General features: G+C 63.6%; 13 protein-coding genes. 7 read left to right on the top strand and 6 right to left on the bottom strand.

The window, feature by feature from the left end; translation table 11 throughout:
* Positions 1–145 precede the first annotated feature (145 nt).
* Together LMTR3_RS10690 and LMTR3_RS10685 are read right to left on the bottom strand one after the other, a co-directional pair.
* On the bottom strand, positions 146–823 hold the full coding sequence (locus LMTR3_RS10690; protein WP_065745005.1) for a P-loop NTPase family protein: 678 nt from the start codon (positions 821–823) through the stop codon (positions 146–148).
* A 96-nt stretch (positions 824–919) separates the two neighbouring features.
* On the bottom strand, positions 920–1462 hold the full coding sequence (locus tag LMTR3_RS10685; RefSeq protein WP_028346428.1) for a CDP-alcohol phosphatidyltransferase family protein: 543 nt from the start codon (positions 1460–1462) through the stop codon (positions 920–922).
* 149 nt (positions 1463–1611) lie between these two features.
* Between LMTR3_RS10685 and purM the strand changes: the two genes are divergently transcribed.
* The 3 genes from purM to LMTR3_RS10670 all read left to right on the top strand — a co-directional run bounded on the left by purM (position 1612) and on the right by LMTR3_RS10670 (position 4131).
* Positions 1612–2685 (top strand): phosphoribosylformylglycinamidine cyclo-ligase, encoded by a 1074-nt coding sequence (purM, locus tag LMTR3_RS10680; RefSeq protein WP_065745004.1) that lies wholly within the window; start codon positions 1612–1614, stop codon positions 2683–2685.
* Positions 2682–3335 (top strand): phosphoribosylglycinamide formyltransferase, encoded by a 654-nt coding sequence (purN, locus tag LMTR3_RS10675; protein ID WP_065745003.1) that lies wholly within the window; start codon positions 2682–2684, stop codon positions 3333–3335. The genes purM and purN overlap by 4 nt, the downstream gene beginning before the upstream one ends.
* A gap of 64 nt (positions 3336–3399) precedes the next feature.
* Positions 3400–4131: a glutathione S-transferase family protein gene (locus LMTR3_RS10670; protein ID WP_065745002.1), complete on the top strand. Its 732-nt coding sequence runs from the start codon at positions 3400–3402 to the stop codon at positions 4129–4131.
* A 64-nt stretch (positions 4132–4195) separates the two neighbouring features.
* Here the strand turns inward: LMTR3_RS10670 and LMTR3_RS10665 are convergent, their stop codons facing one another.
* A complete protein-coding gene (locus LMTR3_RS10665) occupies positions 4196–4399 on the bottom strand; it encodes a cold-shock protein (RefSeq protein WP_065745001.1) in 204 nt (67 codons plus the stop codon).
* Between the two features lie 354 nt (positions 4400–4753).
* Here LMTR3_RS10665 and LMTR3_RS10660 point away from each other — a divergent pair, with 354 nt between their 5' ends.
* Positions 4754–5887, top strand: a complete 1134-nt coding sequence (locus LMTR3_RS10660; protein ID WP_065745593.1) for an autotransporter outer membrane beta-barrel domain-containing protein — start codon at positions 4754–4756, stop codon at positions 5885–5887.
* 46 nt (positions 5888–5933) lie between these two features.
* Here the strand turns inward: LMTR3_RS10660 and rnd are convergent, their stop codons facing one another.
* Together rnd and LMTR3_RS10650 are read right to left on the bottom strand one after the other, a co-directional pair.
* Positions 5934–7082 (bottom strand): ribonuclease D, encoded by a 1149-nt coding sequence (rnd, locus tag LMTR3_RS10655; RefSeq protein ID WP_065745000.1) that lies wholly within the window; start codon positions 7080–7082, stop codon positions 5934–5936.
* A 595-nt stretch (positions 7083–7677) separates the two neighbouring features.
* Positions 7678–9150, bottom strand: coding sequence for a protein adenylyltransferase SelO (locus LMTR3_RS10650; protein WP_065744999.1), 1473 nt, complete (start codon positions 9148–9150; stop codon positions 7678–7680).
* 193 nt (positions 9151–9343) lie between these two features.
* Between LMTR3_RS10650 and aspS the strand changes: the two genes are divergently transcribed.
* Entirely contained in the window at positions 9344–11119 is a 1776-nt protein-coding gene (gene aspS / locus LMTR3_RS10645; protein WP_065744998.1) for an aspartate--tRNA ligase, read from the top strand.
* A 12-nt stretch (positions 11120–11131) separates the two neighbouring features.
* Here aspS and LMTR3_RS10640 read toward each other — a convergent pair whose 3' ends face one another.
* The gene (locus tag LMTR3_RS10640; RefSeq protein ID WP_065744997.1) at positions 11132–13114 is read right to left on the bottom strand and encodes an aq_1923 C-terminal domain; all 1983 of its coding nucleotides are present in this window, start codon (positions 13112–13114) and stop codon (positions 11132–11134) included.
* 255 nt (positions 13115–13369) lie between these two features.
* Here LMTR3_RS10640 and LMTR3_RS10635 point away from each other — a divergent pair, with 255 nt between their 5' ends.
* Both LMTR3_RS10635 and LMTR3_RS10630 read left to right on the top strand, forming a co-directional pair.
* Complete coding sequence (locus tag LMTR3_RS10635; RefSeq protein ID WP_065744996.1) at positions 13370–15679, top strand: NADP-dependent malic enzyme; 2310 nt, start codon at positions 13370–13372, stop codon at positions 15677–15679.
* 287 nt (positions 15680–15966) lie between these two features.
* Complete coding sequence (locus LMTR3_RS10630) at positions 15967–16419, top strand: DoxX family protein (protein WP_065745592.1); 453 nt, start codon at positions 15967–15969, stop codon at positions 16417–16419.
* The last annotated feature ends 5 nt before the right edge of the window (positions 16420–16424 follow it).

Genomic DNA, 16424 nt, shown 5'->3' with positions numbered 1-16424 from the left:
GCGAGGCAGGGCCGACTTTAGAGGCAAGGCCGACTTTAAGGGAATGCGGCCCACAGCATGTGATACGCCGATGACGTTTCAATGACATTGATGTTCCGTGCAGAGCCGGCGTCAAGGCGGCAGGACGCAGCAGGAAACTGCCCGATCAGGCGTTGCGCAAGAGTTCCGCGGCCAGCGCCCGGGTGACCGGCCGGCCAAGCCGCAACGCCTCGGTATCCAGGAGCTCGATCGCCTGGCGGGCAGCGGCATAGGAGCGCTCGATTCGGGTGGCGAGGTAGCTCACCACCGTCTCGTCGATGCTCAATTGGCGGTCCGCGCAGAATTTGACGATCAGGCCACGAAACAACAGGTCATCCGGCGGCAATAGCGACACGAGGGGGGCGGCGCGCAGCCGCGACCGGAGATCGCGCAGCTCGATCTCGAACGCCGCCGGTGGAACGCGTCCCGTGATCAGGACGAAGGCCCCGTCCTCGCGCGCCAGGTTCAGGAGGTGAAACAAGGCGCGTTCGTCGAAGTCGGCCGGTCTCAGATCCTCGACCACCAGTGCGCCTGTGGCAAGCGCGCCGGGGACGGCAGCGGCGTTGAGCGAGTGGGCCGAGATCGAGCGGGCGCCCGCCTGTTCGGCCCAGATCGCGGCGAGATGGCTCTTGCCCGAGCCCTCCGGCCCCGCCAGCAGCATGATGCGGTTCGGCCAGTCCGGCCAGCTTTCGATCAGCGAGAGTGCGGCTTCATTGGCCGGACCCTCGAGGAAATTGTCGCGGGTCAGGCTCTCCGCATGCGGCAGCGCAAAGGCAAGCTGACGAGGTTGAACGCGAACGACCACGCAAATCTCCAGGCCGGATCTTCAGGCCTTCATAGCGTTTTCAAGCGAAATCGCCACCGGTTCGTGTGAAGAAAACGCGTCAAAGCAACGAACAACCTAGCGCGCTTCGATCGTGCTCATGTGCCGCACCCATTCGACGAGATAGAGCGAGACGGAAACCAAAGTAAAGACCGTAACAAAACCCATCAGGATCACGTCATAGGGCGCCGGCTTGAAGTTGAAACCGAGTGACGCCAGCACCAGCGCCGCGAACGCCACCTGCGCCACCGTGTTGAGCTTCGATACCATCAGGGGCTTCATCGGGATCGGCTTGTCGAACAGCCATGACACGATCACGGCCGTCACGATCATGATGTCGCGCGACACAACGAGGATGACGAGCCAGCGCGGCACCGCACCCCAGATGCCGAGCGCCACGAAGATCGAAACCAGAAGTGCCTTGTCGGCAAGCGGATCGAGCAGGGCGCCCAGTTCGCTCGACATGTTGAAGCGCTTGGCGAGGAAGCCATCGACGGCGTCGCTGACCCCGGCAATGACAAAAATCGCAAACGCGATTTCCATCTGGCTGGAAACGATCGCCCAGACGATGACCGGCACCAGAATGATGCGCCCCAGCGTAATGATATTTGGAATGCTCAACTCGGTCGCTTCCCGGCTCCCGGCCTAAATCCGGCCCCTGGCGGGTACAGCCGGCTCTTATCTACATAGTATATGCGCCAAGCGCTTGCGAGCCATTGCAGGATCGCGGAATTCCTCGTAACCAGCCGTCATCATACTGGAATTTGGGCATGAACGACCGCAAAAACGGGCTGACTTACGCGGATTCGGGCGTCGATATCGATGCGGGCAACCGCCTGGTCGATCTCATCAAGCCGATGGTGCGCGCCACCGCCCGGGCCGGCGCCGATGCCGAAATCGGCGGTTTTGGCGGCTTGTTCGACCTCAAGGCGGCGGGTTTCAAGGACCCGGTGCTGGTGGCGGCGACCGACGGCGTTGGCACCAAGGTCAAGATCGCGATCGAGACCGGCCTGCATGGCGGTATCGGCATCGACCTGGTGGCGATGTCGGTCAACGACCTCGTCGTGCAGGGCGCGGAACCATTGTTCTTCCTCGACTATTTCGCCTGCGGCAAGTTGGACCCCGACGCCGCGGCGGCCATCGTGGCCGGCGTCGCCGAGGGCTGCCGGGAGTCCGGCTGCGCCCTGATCGGCGGCGAGACCGCCGAGATGCCGGGACTCTACAAGGATGGCGACTACGATCTGGCGGGCTTTGCGGTCGGGGCTGCCGAGCGCGGCACGCTGTTGCCGACCGCGGACATTGCCGTGGGCGACGCCGTGATCGGATTGGCCTCATCCGGTGTGCATTCCAACGGCTTCTCGCTGGTGCGCAAGATCGTCGAGCAATCGCGCGTGGCCTTCGACGCCCCGGCGCCGTTCTCGCCGGTCATGACGCTGGGCGGCGCGCTGCTGACGCCGACGCGGCTCTATGTGAAATCCTGCCTGCGCGCGATCCGCGAAACCGGCGCGATCAAGGGGCTTGCCCACATCACCGGCGGCGGCTTCACCGACAACATCCCACGCGTGCTGCCAAAGCACCTCGGCGTCGGCATCGATCTGGCGCGGCTGCCGGTGCTGCCGGTGTTCAAGTGGCTTGCGGAGCAGGGCGGCATCGCCGAACTCGAAATGCTGCGCACCTTCAACTGCGGCATCGGCATGGTCGCCATCGTCAAGCCGGATGCGGTCGAGAAGGTGACGCAGATCCTGACTGAAAGCGGCGAGACCGTCGCCTTGCTCGGCGAAGTGATCCCGGTAGCAGGCGAACATCGCGTGGCCTACAACGGCCATCTCGATCTCGCGCAATGAAGCGCCGGGTCGCCATCCTGATCTCGGGGCGCGGGTCGAACATGGCCGCGCTGATCGATGCGGCTAAGGCTGCGGATTTTCCGGCCGAAATCGTCGCCGTCATTTCCAACCGGCCCGATGCGCCTGGACTGGAGAAGGCAGCCGCGAGCGGCATCCCGACACTGGTCGTCGAGAGCAAGCCGTTCGGCAAGGACCGCGCGGGCTTTGAGGCTGTCCTGCAGCGGGCTCTGGATGAAAAGAAAGTCGAACTGATCTGCCTCGGCGGATTCATGCGGCTGTTCACCACCGAATTCGTGCAGCGCTGGTACGGAAAAATGCTCAATATCCATCCCTCGCTGCTGCCATCTTTTCCGGGTCTCGATCCGCACGGGCAGGCGTTGCGGGCCGGGGTCAAGATCTCGGGCGCGACCGTGCATTTCGTGATTCCCGAAACCGACGCCGGCCCGATCGTGATGCAGGGCGCGGTGACGGTGGCCGACGACGATACGGCAGAGACGTTGTCGCAGCGCATTCTCGGCATCGAGCATCGCATCTACCCCGAGGCGCTGCGCTTGCTTGCGAGCGGAAAGCTTCGCCTCGAAGGCGACATCTGCAAGGTCGCCGACGGGGCCGACCGCGATGGCACCCTGATTTCGCCGCGGACGATCTGATATTATCCGTAAGGTGCGCGAACGAGCGCGGCGACCGCGCTCGGCTAAATCCATCGAGGTTGCTATGATCACGCTCTATGGCTCCGGGCCCAATTTCGGCCTTCCCGACGCAAGCCCGTTCGTGACCAAGGCCGAGACCTTGCTACGAATGTCGAAACTGCCGTTCAGAAAAGCGCCGATGAGCTTTTCGAAGGCGCCCAAGGGCAAAATTCCCTACATCGAGGACGACGGTCAATTGCTCGGCGATTCCACGCTGATCCGCTGGCACTTAGAAAAGAAGTACGGCATCGATTTCGATCAGGGCCTCACCGCAGAACAGCTCGCCATCTCCTGGGCGTTCGAGAAGATGGCGGAGGACAATCTCTACTGGGCCAGCGTCTACTTCCGCTGGATGATCGAGGATAATTTCCGCAAAGGCCCGGTCAATTTCTTCAGGGGCGTGCCGGCGCCGGTCCGGCCGGTCGTCGTTTCGATGGTCCGCCGCCGCCTGCGCAAGACGCTGCACGGCCAGGGAATCGGCCGTCACTCCAAAGACGAGATCACCGCGATCGGGATCCGCTCGATCGACGCGATCGCGGCCTATCTCGGCGACAAGCCGTTTTTCATGGGCAGGGAGCCGGCGGGCATCGACGCCACGATGTTCGCCTTCGCGGTTAGTGCGATTTGCCCGCTGTTCGAGTCGGATTTGCAGCGTGCGGCCGCAAGCCATGCCAACCTGCGGCGGTATGTCGGCCGGATGACCGCACGATTCTATCCGGAACTCAGCGAGATCGCTGGCTGCGAGGCGGCGGCCTGAATTCCGGGGCAGGGTGCAAACAAAATCCCCCGGCGAGGCCGGGGGCAATTTGCGTGGACGAAGTCTACGTAACCTTGAGGTTTTCCGCGGACGTCTTGCCGCGGTTTTCGACAAGGTCGTACTCGATGTGCTGGTTCTCGTTGAGAGTGGTGAGCCCCGCACGCTCGACGGCCGAGATGTGGACGAACACGTCCTTCTCGCCGACCGCCGGCTTGATGAACCCATACCCCTTGGTGGGGTTGAACCACTTGACGTTGCCCTTGTGCATCGCCTGTCTCCAAGTTTGGTCTAGATATAAAAAAGACGCGGCCACGTTTTCCACGTGCCACGCCACAAACGGGCTTCCCGGTAGCTGCTAGATTTCCTGCTCGCGAAACGCACAGTCGAACGGCCTGAATCCGATTGCGCTTGGGATTGCAACACGAAATTTGGGCGTTCGCAAGGTTCTGGCGCGCTCCCCACAAATCGTCCTGGTGTCGCGGGCTGTGGCAGCCGAACCACAATGGCGCGTATTCGGCAGCGCGCCGATTGACCGTTTGCGCGAACTAGGGGCAAATCGTTACGGTTTATCGGCATTTGCGCATTTTTCGAGCTGGCGCTTTCGCCCTCTGGAATGGACTACATGCGCGGCTCACGGCGGCCTTCGCGAGCATGGAAACTCGGAACCGGGCGCGCGCTTGCGTGTCTGGCCGCGATTGCGTTCGCTCTCATCACCGCCATGTCCGCCGCGCACGCGCAATCGCCCACACCCACCCCGACACCCACGCCTTCGCCGACGCCTAGCCCGACTCCGACCGTGATCAATTCGACGGTCTCATCGGCTGCGGCACTGACCAATCTGGGCAGCAATTTCCTGGAACGGCTGGGCAGCCAGTCGAGCAATGGCTTCAACCGCCTGCAGCGGACCAATCCGGGCGGCGGCGGCGCCTCCGAGAACACGGAAGCGCCGCGCTACCGGACCTGGTTCGAAGGCTACGGCAACTGGACCAAGAATGGCGCGGTCGGCGATTTCGTCGGCGACAGCAGAAAGACCTGGGGCGGCGTGGCCGGCATTGGCGCGCGGGTGATGCCGGGCGTCAATATCGGGTTCTCGGTCGACCAGAGCCGCTCGGCGATCGATATTCCGCTGGCGCTGCAATCGGCCACCATCGACCTGACTCAGCTCGGTTTCACGGCCTCCGTCGACAGCGGGCCGTGGACCTGGGCCAGCGCAGTCGTGCACGGCTTCGGCAACATCAATTCGCGCCGAGACACGGGGCTCGGGATTGCGAGCGCCGGATACAGTGCGCGGCTCCACGGCGTGTTGAGCGAGATCAGCTACTACTGGTCCAACGACCAGGGCCGCGTCGTGCCCAAGGCCGCGTTCGAATATGTCCGCGCCCGGACCGGATCGCTGCAGGAGATCGGCGGCCTCGATCCCGTGGCGGCAACGGGCGCCACCGTGGAGCGCGCGCGGTTGCTGATCGGCGCGGAGATCGGCCATTACTGGATCTTCGACGGCAAGATTTTCGACCTGTCGGGCTACGGCAAGTTCGTCGACAATGTCGTGCAGAATTTCTCCGACATCACCGTCAGCCTTGGCGCCCAAAGCCTCACGCTGCAGGGCATCGGCGAGAGCCGGTATGGCGCCGACGCCGGCGCCTCGGCCTCGTTGAGCCTGACCAATACCGCACGGCTCTACGTCAACTACGACGCCAAACTCCGCGCCGCGATGCAGTCGCATCAGGGCACGGTCGGGATTGAGTTGAAGTGGTAGCTACTTCTCCCTCGCCCCGCTCTTGCGGGGAGAGGTATGAGACGACCTACGTCCGATCCACTCTGACGACCCGGCCTTTTTCGATCGCGAGCGCCAGTCTGCCGTGCTTCAGCGCCAGCGCGGCTTCGCCGAATAATTCGCGACGCCAGCCATGCAGGGCGGCGACGTCGGCGTGGTCGTCGGCGGCGATCTGGTCGAGATCGTCGACGGTCGCGATCACCTTGCTGGCGACGGCGTGGCGCTCCGACGTCATCCGCAGCAGCACTTTCAGGAGCTCGACGGTCGCGGCGCCATTCGAACTGCCGCGCGGTTTTTCGATCTTCGGCAAGGTAGCGTGATCGCGGGCGAGGCCGCGCTGCACGGCGGCGATGATGTCGCTGCCCCATTTGGAGCGGTCAAAGCCTTTCGGCAGCGAGCGCAGGCTCGCGAGACGCTCGAGCGAGGTCGGGGCGTGGGTGGCGATGTCGCCGACTGCATCGTCCTTCAGCACGCGTGAGCGCGGCACGTCGCGGCTTTGCGCTTCCTGCTCGCGCCAGGCCGCGACTTCCATCAGCACGGCAAGCTCCTTCGGCTTGCGGACCCTGCTCTTGAGCCGCTCCCAGGCGCGCTCGGGGTGGAAATCGTAGGTCCTCGGCGAGGTCAGGACTTCCATCTCCTCGCTGACCCAGTCGCTGCGGCCGCGCTTCTTCAAATCGGCGTCGAGGGCGGCAAAGACGTCGCGCAAATGGGTGACGTCGGAGATCGCGTAATGCATCTGCTCCGGCGTCAGCGGCCGGCGCGACCAGTCGGTGAAGCGATGGGTCTTGTCCGGCCGGTGGCCGGTGACGCGCTCGACGAGCTGGTCGTAGGCGATGCTGTCGCCATAGCCCAGCACCATCGCCGCGACCTGCGTATCGAAGATCGGATGCGGAATGGTGCCGGACTGGTGCCAGACGATTTCGATGTCCTGGCGGGCTGCGTGAAAAACCTTCAGCACCGCCTCGTTCCCCATCAGTTCGAAGAACGGCTTGAGGTCGATGCCGGGCGCCAGCGTGTCGATTACGACGGCTTCGTCCGCGCTCGCCATCTGCACGACGCAGAGCAGGGGGTAGTACGTCGTCTCCCGCAGAAACTCGGTATCGACAGTGATGACCTTGTGTTGGGCGAGCCGGGAGCAGGCGGCGGCGAGGTCGGAAGTGGTGGTAATCAGATCCATGAACAATCCATGACGCGTCCGACAGGCGTTCTGCCGAAAACGCTGATATGTCAAGGGTGTCGCGGAGGATTTGAGCCCTGCATTTGAGCCTGAACACGGCTTTTTTGCGTCGTTTTGGCGGGCCGGACCCCGGAATGTCATCGCCCGGCTTGACCGGGCGACCCAGGATCCCAGAGACGCTGGTGATTAATCGAGAGGCCGCGGCGTGCTGGATACCCGCCTTCGCGGTATGACGGTGCTGCCTGGAAGTCGATCACTCGTAGCGCACATGCCGCGGCCGGCGCCGACCCGACGGTATCGCGAGCACGATGAGGCAGAGCGCAATCATCGCCAGTCCCATGAGTTCGAAAGCAAACGCGTCCACGGCAATTCTCCCCAGTAATCCATTAGAATTGTGGGGCGGACGTTGACCGTTTCTTAATCTATGGAACTGTGCAGGGAAGCACGTCGGCAGATGGTGGACGGGCGCTTAAGGAGTTGGGTTAACGGCAGCGCGTAGGATGGGTAGAGCAAAGCGAAACCCATCGGCACCATGCGAGCTATTGATGGGTTTCGCTTTGCTCTACCCATCCTACAATCCGTCTCCGCGAGATATCTACGTCCCGCAGAACGTCCGCAGCACGCGTTGGTCCGGCAGTGGCGGATCGGCATAGGCCGCAAACTCGGGCTGATCCTCATACGGCTTCGACAGCACCGTCAGCAATTCCTCGAATGGCCCGTAGTCGTTGTTGACGGCCGCTGCGATCACGGCTTCGACGCGGTGGTTGCGCGGGATGAAGGCCGGGTTGACCGCGCGCATCGCGGCTTGTCGCTCGGCGGCGGATTGCGGTTCGTCGGCGAGGCGCTGGCGCCAGCGTGCGGCCCACTCATCGAAGGCGGTGGGATCGGTGAACTGGGCCCTAACGCTGTCGTCGTCGGCATCTCCGGCGGCATCTGCAAGCGTGCGGAAGGTGAGGGTAAAGTCGGCGGTGTTCTTCGCCATGGCGTCGAGCAGATCCTGGATCAAGGCTTCGTCGCCGTCGCGTTCGGCGAACAGGCCGATCTTCCTGCGCAATCCGGCCTGATAGGCGGCGGTGAACTTGTCGGCGAATTCGCCGAGGATGAATTGCGCCTGCTCGATCGCCTTGTCCTGCTCATCGGAGAACAGCCGCAGCAGGCATTCGGCGAGCCGCGTCAGATTCCACAAAGCGATGCGCGGCTGGTTGGCATAGGCGTAGCGGCCCATCTCGTCGATCGAGGAGAACACCTGCGCGGGATTGTATTCGTCCATGAAGGCGCAGGGGCCGTAGTCGATGGTCTCGCCGGAGATCGAAGTGTTGTCGGTGTTCATGACGCCATGGATGAAGCCGACCAGAAGCCAGCGCGCGACGAGATCGGCCTGGCGGGCGACGACGGCTTCGAGCAACGCATGATAGGGACGCTCGGCCTTCGCGACATCGGGATAGTGCCGCGCGATGACATGGTCGGCGAGCGCCCGCACGCCATCAGTGTCTCCGCGCGCGGCGAAGAACTGGAAGGTGCCGACACGGACATGGCTTGCGGCGACACGCGTGAGCACCGCGCCGGGCAGCATGGTCTCGCGCATCACGCCCTCACCGGTGATCACGGCGGCGAGCGAGCGGGTGGTGGGGATGCGGAGTGCATACATCGCCTCGCTGACGATGTATTCGCGCAAGACCGGCCCGAGCGCGGCGCGGCCGTCACCGCGGCGCGAGAATGGCGTAGGCCCGCTGCCCTTGAGCTGGATGTCGCGGCGCACGCCGTCCTTGTCGATGACCTCGCCGAGCAGGATGGCGCGGCCATCGCCGAGCTGGGGCACGAACTGGCCGAACTGGTGGCCGGCATAGGCCATGGCAATCGGATCGGCGCCCTCAGGCACGCGCTTTCCGGCGAGGATTTCCGCGCCTTCGGGGCTCTCCAGCACATCGGGATCGAGGCCGAGCTGGACGGCCAGCGCCCGGTTCAGCTTGATCAGCCGGGGGGCGGCGACCGGGGTTGGGGCGACGCGTGCGAAAAAGTTCGCCGGCAGCGCCGAATAGGTGTTCTGGAACGGGAAATGAATGGTCATGACCTAAAGATAGGCGCAGCCCCGGAATAGGCAAACGGCCCGGACGCCGACCTGCCGAAATGGCCGTTTTTGAGCCGAAAACAGCCCCGCCATTGGTTGCCGCCCCCGGCTGCGTCGGGTAAACCCCCTCCGCAACTTCGGACTGGCTTTGGCCTCCGATTCTGACCTCCGACATCTGTTTTTTGGGACTTCCATGCATCGCTACCGGTCACATACATGCGGCGCGCTCCGTGAGAGCGACATCGGGCAGATCGCCCGTCTTTCCGGCTGGTGCCATCGCATCCGCGACCATGGCGGCGTGCTGTTCATCGATTTGCGCGACCATTACGGCATCACCCAATGCGTCGCCGACCCGGACTCGCCGGCGTTCAAGGAAGTGGAAAAGTTCCGCTCGGAATGGGTGGTCCGGATCGACGGCAAGGTGCGCCGCCGTCCCGAAGGTACCGACAATCCGGAACTGCCGACCGGCAGGGTCGAGGTTTACGTCAGCGAGATCGAGGTGCTGGGTCCGGCCGGCGAACTGCCGCTGCCGGTGTTCGGCGAGCAGGAATACCCTGAGGACATCAGGCTCAAGTACCGCTTCCTCGACCTTCGCCGCGAGAAGCTGCACCAGAACATCATGACCCGCGGCGCGATCGTCGATTCCATGCGCCGGCGGATGAAGGAGCAGGGCTTCTTCGAGTTCCAGACCCCGATCCTGACGGCGTCCTCGCCGGAGGGCGCGCGCGACTTTTTGGTGCCGTCGCGCATCCATCCGGGCAAGTTCTATGCGCTGCCGCAGGCGCCGCAGCAGTACAAGCAGCTCCTGATGATGAGCGGCTTCGACCGCTACTTCCAGATTGCGCCGTGCTTCCGCGACGAGGACCCGCGCGCCGACCGGCTGCCGGGCGAGTTTTATCAGCTCGATGTCGAGATGAGCTTCGTCACGCAGGAGGATGTGTTTGCGGCGATGGAGCCGGTTGTCACCGGCGTGTTCGAGGAGTTTGCCAAGGGCAAGCCGGTCACCAAAGGCTGGCCGCGGATTCCGTTTGCGGAAGCCCTGCGCAAATACGGCACCGACAAGCCGGACCTTCGCAACCCGATTGTGATGCAGGACGTCTCCGAGCACTTCCGCGGCTCCGGCTTCAAGGTGTTCGCGCGGATGCTGGAAGACCCGAAGAACCAGGTCTGGGCGATCCCTGGCACCGGCGGCGGCAGCCGCGCGTTCTGCGACCGCATGAACTCGTGGGCGCAAGGCGAAGGCCAGCCCGGCCTCGGCTACATCATGTGGCGCGAGGGCGGCGAGGGCGCAGGTCCGCTCGCCAACAACATCGGTGCGGAGCGGACGACGGCGATCCGCGGCCAGCTCGGCCTGAAGGAGGGCGACGCCGCGTTCTTCGTCGCGGGCGATCCGGAAAAATTCTGGAAGTTCTCTGGCCTCGCCCGCACCAAGGTGGCCGAGGAATTGAACCTGATCGACAAGGACCGGTTCGAGCTCGCCTGGATCGTCGACTTCCCGATGTACGAGTACAACGAGGAAGACAAGAAGGTCGACTTCTCGCACAACCCGTTCTCGATGCCGCAAGGTGGACTGGACGCGCTCAACGGGCAGGATCCGCTGACCATCAAGGCGTTCCAGTACGACATCACCTGCAACGGCTACGAGATCGCCTCCGGCGGCATCCGCAACCACAAGCCGGAAGCCATGGTGAAGGCGTTCGAGATCGCGGGCTATGGCGAGAAGGACGTGGTCGAGCGTTTCGGCGGCATGTATCGCGCATTCCAGTACGGCGCGCCGCCGCATGGCGGCATGGCGGCCGGCGTCGATCGCATCGTGATGCTGCTGTGCGGCACCACGAACCTGCGCGAGATCTCGCTGTTCCCGATGAACCAGCAGGCCGTGGACCTCCTGATGGGCGCGCCATCGGAGGTCACCACCAAGCAGCTCCGCGAACTCCACATCCGGCTGAATTTGCCGGACAAGGGATAGGCACGCGACGGCTCAGAGCGCCGTCGCAGCCTCCAGCCGAAACTGCGACAAGGCAATCAGCGGATCGGTCTGAAGCATCTGGAAGAGCTGCATGGCCGGAACCTTGCCGAGCGGTGTAAGCTTGATCGTGAGGGTTGTTCCCGGCGTCTCGATGAAGCGCGCCAGCGAATCCACCACCGCCTCCGTGTCGGGATTGCTGGCCGCCGTCTTGGCGCCGCTGTCCCTGACGTCGTTGACGATCGCCTGCCGTGCCGCGTCGCGGCTGATGTTTTGCGTCCTTGCATAATGGGCGATCGCGCGATCAACGACACCGAGATCGCGCACCGTGAGCTCGATTCCGCCGGCCTCGATTTGCGTTGCCATGGCGGCTGCCTGAATCGGATTGATCGAGAAAACCTCGCGCGGCACGTTGGCGAGCGAAATTCGTGCCGACGCTTTCAGCATGCCGCCAAGCTCGACCGTGGCCGGTTCCAGCACGAATGAGCGTGATGCTTCGGTCCATACCGTGCCGAGATCGAGATCGAGCGCCAACTTGTCGAGGCCCGTGGCAATCAGCATTCGCTGGCCGGGATGCGTCGTGTCGAGGGGACCGGACATCTTCGCGATCAGCCGTGCCTTGCTCGGAATCGGTCCGACGAACTGCCCCCAATCCAGGCTGACGAGGTCGACGTTGATCGGCTTGCCGGTGTTCTTGTAGGGAGCGGCGAGGCCCTTGAGTTCGGCGCCCTCGAGCAGGGCGATCATGCCGAGCGCCTGGTCGGGCGGCGGCGGTTGCGCCGGATTTGAGAACTGCGCGGTCATGCGCAGCAAGCCGGCGACATCCACCCCCTTGAGAGCAAAGCGGGCGAGCTTGATCGGACCCTGCGGCGAACGGCCGTCAAAACCCTCGACTGCGAATTCGCCCGTCTTTCCGTTCTCCAGACTGAAGCGCATCGACGCGAGCTTGAAGCCGCCCTCCGGCATATCCATCGAAAGGCCGCGTATCTCGGCGTTTCCTACGCGCACGCCCTCGTAGATTTTGGCGGCCCGTTCCATCATTTCGCGCGCCTGCGCCGGCGTGGGCTGGGCCGTGCCGGACGGTATCGTTGCCAGCAGCGCAGCCAACTGCAGCCGCGAGGGCCGCGCCCCGATGTCGTCGGCCGTCAGTCCCTCGATACGCACCGCCGGACCTTGCCCTGAGGTGATCGTATAGGCGCCGGCGCTAATCTGCCGGTAGACGCGGTAGTATTGGTCGTCATTGGCGCGCTGTGGGTCGAGGATGGCTGCGGCGGCTACCATATCGACGTCCTGCGCAGCGAGATTGGCCAGGTCGCCGGTGACCTTCTCGGGCTTGCTCTTCGGTTGCGAGGTCGCGGTGAATGTCATTCGGTCGAGAGTGACAGCGGAGATCTTGCCAGCCTTCATGTCGCGCAGCGCAAGGTTGGAATAGGCGAATTCTCCCTTCCCCAGCGCCGGGTTTCCGGAGTTCATGGTGCCGGCAACACTGGGTGCCGTGATCGAGGAGGCGGTGAGTGCACCAAACTGTTCGATAAGCAATCGATACAGGTCTATCGTCGACGAGGACGCCGGTGGCCGCGGCAGGCTTGCCGGACCGGAAAAATCCTTCGCCGCGATCCGCGGCACCTTGTAGGTGACTTGCCAATCCGCCCCTGCCGGCACGCTGGCATTGATTTCGAGGTCGATCGCCTCGATCGCATCGGCCGAGAAGCGCGTCGCATCCGGGTGGCCGAGCCCGGAGGCTGTGATGCCGGCAACCTTCACGCGAACCGGGGGCTGCGATGCCGACTCGGTGGCAATATCGTCTATCCTGAGCGTGCGGCTCCTCAGGTCGAACGAGACCTTGCCGTGGTTGGCCTTGCCGCCGCTGGCTCTGATCTGCTCGAACGCGGCCTCGACCTCGCGCGTGATTCGATGCTGGGTGTAGTACTCGAAGCCGAAGAAGCCGCCCACCGCGATCACGACCGCGGCGACCAGACCCAGCAATATCTTTACCATTAGTTGTGCTCCGGACGCCGACGTTGCAGGAGGCAAATTTGCCACATTGTCGGCCAGGGGGATGGGGTAGGGAGACGAATATGCTACCGGATTTGCCGCGCTTCGTCGATGAGCCCCTGTTGACGGCGGCGTTCTCGGATGTTGCATCCAAGTGGTCGCCCGTGCTTCACATCCCCCTCATTTTGCCGGAAAACTGACCCTGATCTGGAAGTATCAATAAGACAAGAGTTCGGGACCGGAAACGCGGGAGCCTACATGTCGTCCTATTCTGAAGATCTGCGTTCTGCGGCGCTGGCGTATCATCGGCTGCCGCGGCCCGGTAAGCTCGAGATCCAGGCGACCAAGCCGCTCGCCAACCAGCGCGACCTCGCGCTGGCCTATTCGCCGGGAGTGGCGGCGGCCTGCACCGAGATCGCCAACAATCCGGCTGAAGCGGCGTCGCTGACCTCCCGTGCCAATCTGGTCGCCGTGGTCTCCAACGGTACCGCGGTGTTGGGGCTCGGCAATATCGGTCCCCTGGCTTCCAAGCCCGTGATGGAAGGCAAGGCGGTCCTGTTCAAGAAATTCGCCGGGATCGACGTGTTCGACATCGAGATCGCCGCCGACACCATCGAGCGCGTGGTCGAGACGGTGGCGGCGCTGGAGCCGACTTTCGGCGGCATCAATCTCGAGGACATCAAGGGACCGGAATGTTTTGAGATCGAGGCGCAGCTCAAGGAACGCATGAAGATCCCGGTATTTCACGACGACCAGCATGGCACGGCCATCATTGTGGGAGCCGCCATCGTCAACGGGTTGTTGCTGAACGGCAAGAAATTGCCCGATGTGAAGATCGTCTGCTCCGGCGCCGGTGCTGCGGCGATCGCGTGCCTCAATCTGTTGGTGTCGATGGGCGCACAGCGCAAGAACATCTGGGTCTGCGACATCGACGGCGTCGTGCATGAGGGGCGCAACACGCTGATGGACCGCTGGAAGGCGGTCTATGCGCAAAAAACGAGTGCACGCGTGCTGGCGGACGTGATCGGCGGCGCGGATATTTTCTTAGGTTTATCCGCGCCCAACGTGCTGACATCAGACATGGTAAAGTCGATGGCGGACCAGCCGCTGGTCATGGCGCTGGCCAATCCGACCCCGGAGATCATGCCGGACGAAGCCCGGAAGGCGCGCCCCGACGCGATGATCTGCACCGGGCGTTCCGACTTTCCGAACCAGGTCAACAACGTCCTGTGCTTTCCGTTCATCTTCCGCGGGGCGCTCGACGTCGGCGCCACTGGGATCAACGAGGAAATGAAACATGCCGCCGTCGACGCCATCGCGCAGCTCGCGCGCGATCCGCCGTCGGATGCGGTGGCGCAGGGTTTTGACAGTGGTGAGACGCAGGGCTTCGGCCCGGGCTCGTTGATCCCGAGCCCGTTCGATCCGAGGCTGATCCTGCGCATCGCGCCGGCAGTGGCGCGAGCCGCCATGGAATCCGGCGTGGCGACGCGCCCGATCACGAATTTCGAGGAATATACCGCGCTGCTGGAACGCTTCGCCTTCCGCTCCGGCCTCGTCATGAAGCCGGTGTTCGCCAAGGCCAAGACCCAGCCGGTCCGCGTGATATATGCCGAGGGCGAGGACCAGCGTGTGCTGCGCGCGACGCAGGTCGTGCTGGAAGAGAAGCTGGCGCGGCCGATTCTGGTCGGGCGGCCTTCCGTGGTCGAAGCCAGGATCAAGCGGTTCGGCCTCTCGATCAAGGCCGGGCAGGATTTTGACCTCGTCAACCCGGAAGACGATCCGCGCTACCGCTCCTACGTGCAGACCTATATCGACGTGGCTGGAAGGCGCGGCGTCACACCCGAGGCTGCGCGCACCGTGGTTCGCACCAACAACACCGTGATTGCCGCGCTGGCGGTGGTGCGCGGCGAGGCTGACGCCATGATCTGCGGCGTCGAAGGCCGCTATATGAGCCATCTGCGCCATGTTCGCGAGATCATCGGCTTCTTGCCCGGCGTCAGCGATTTTTCCGCGCTGGCGATGATGATCACCAGCAAGGGTTCCTATTTCATTGCCGATACCCAGGTGCGTCCGAATCCGAGCGCCGAGGAGTTGGCGGAGGTAGCGTCGCTGGCGGCAACCCATGTCCAGCGGTTCAACATGAAGCCACGCGTCGCCTTCGTGTCACATTCCGACTTCGGCAGTTATGATACGGAATCCTCGCGCAAGATGCGCCGTGCCACCACGCTGTTGAAGGAAAAGCATCCGGAGCTCGAGGCCGACGGCGAGATGCAGGGCGATACCGCGCTCTCGGCCGCCGCGCGAAAACTCGTGCTGCCGCATTCCAACCTGGAAGGCGATGCCAACATCCTGATCATGCCGAACCTCGACACCGCCAACGTCGCCTACCAGATGATCAAGACGCTGGCGGATGCGCTTCCCGTTGGTCCGATCCTGATCGGCCCGGCGCGCCCGGCGCACATCCTCACCCCGGGGGTGACGGCGCGCGGCGTCCTCAACATGACGGCGGTCGCCGCCGTCGAAGCCCAAGAGCGCGCTGGCCGCCAGCAGCCAACTCTGTTCGGATAGATCCGCCTTCAGACTGATTCAAAACCGGGATCCAGCCTTTTGTTCTGACGCGCTTTCTTCACACGGGTCGCTACCGGCCCCCGGATCAGGCCGGGGGCATGCTTCGCTTGAAAAGCTATGATCAAGAAAGCGCCTTGGTTCTGCTTCTATCGGAAGGTCTGGTTGGGGCGCGCGCAGCCTGCTGCGCGGATGGTTTCGATTTGAGCGTTTGAAAAGCGGAGACGAAATGCCCATAATCGTTTCGCGCCGCCTGCTATCTTTGCATGCCATTCAGTGAGGCCGATCCCATGCCAGCGTTAGTTACCTTCGGGCGAGTCCTGTTCGCCGTGCTCTTCATGTACACGGGAGCGACCAAGCTTTTCGCGATACAGCAGACGGCAGACTTCATCGCATCCAAGGTGACGATTCCGGCGCTGCTCGTGCCCTATGCCTCGCAGCTCGAAACCATGGCGGGCATGCCGATGCCGCAATTGCTGGCGGTCGGCGTCGGCGGTTTTGAGATCCTCGCCGGCCTGATGATCGCGGTCAATTTCGCCGCGCGCTTCTTCGCGATCCTCTTGATCTTCTTCGTGCTCGCCACGACCTTCTACTTCCACGATTTCTGGAATCAGCCGGCGCCCGAAAATGCCAAGACGCTGATCGACGCCCTCAAGAACCTGTCGATCATCGGTGCCCTGTTCATGATCGCGGGCTACGGCAAGGGTCCGCGGCCGAACGAGCCGGCCTACGGGGACATCTAAAATCG

The organism is Bradyrhizobium sp. LMTR 3, assembly GCF_001693485.1.
Classification (GTDB): Bacteria; Pseudomonadota; Alphaproteobacteria; order Rhizobiales; family Xanthobacteraceae; genus Bradyrhizobium.
Note: the sequence above shows the minus strand (reverse complement) of the source record. Positions and strands in the feature narration are given on the sequence as shown.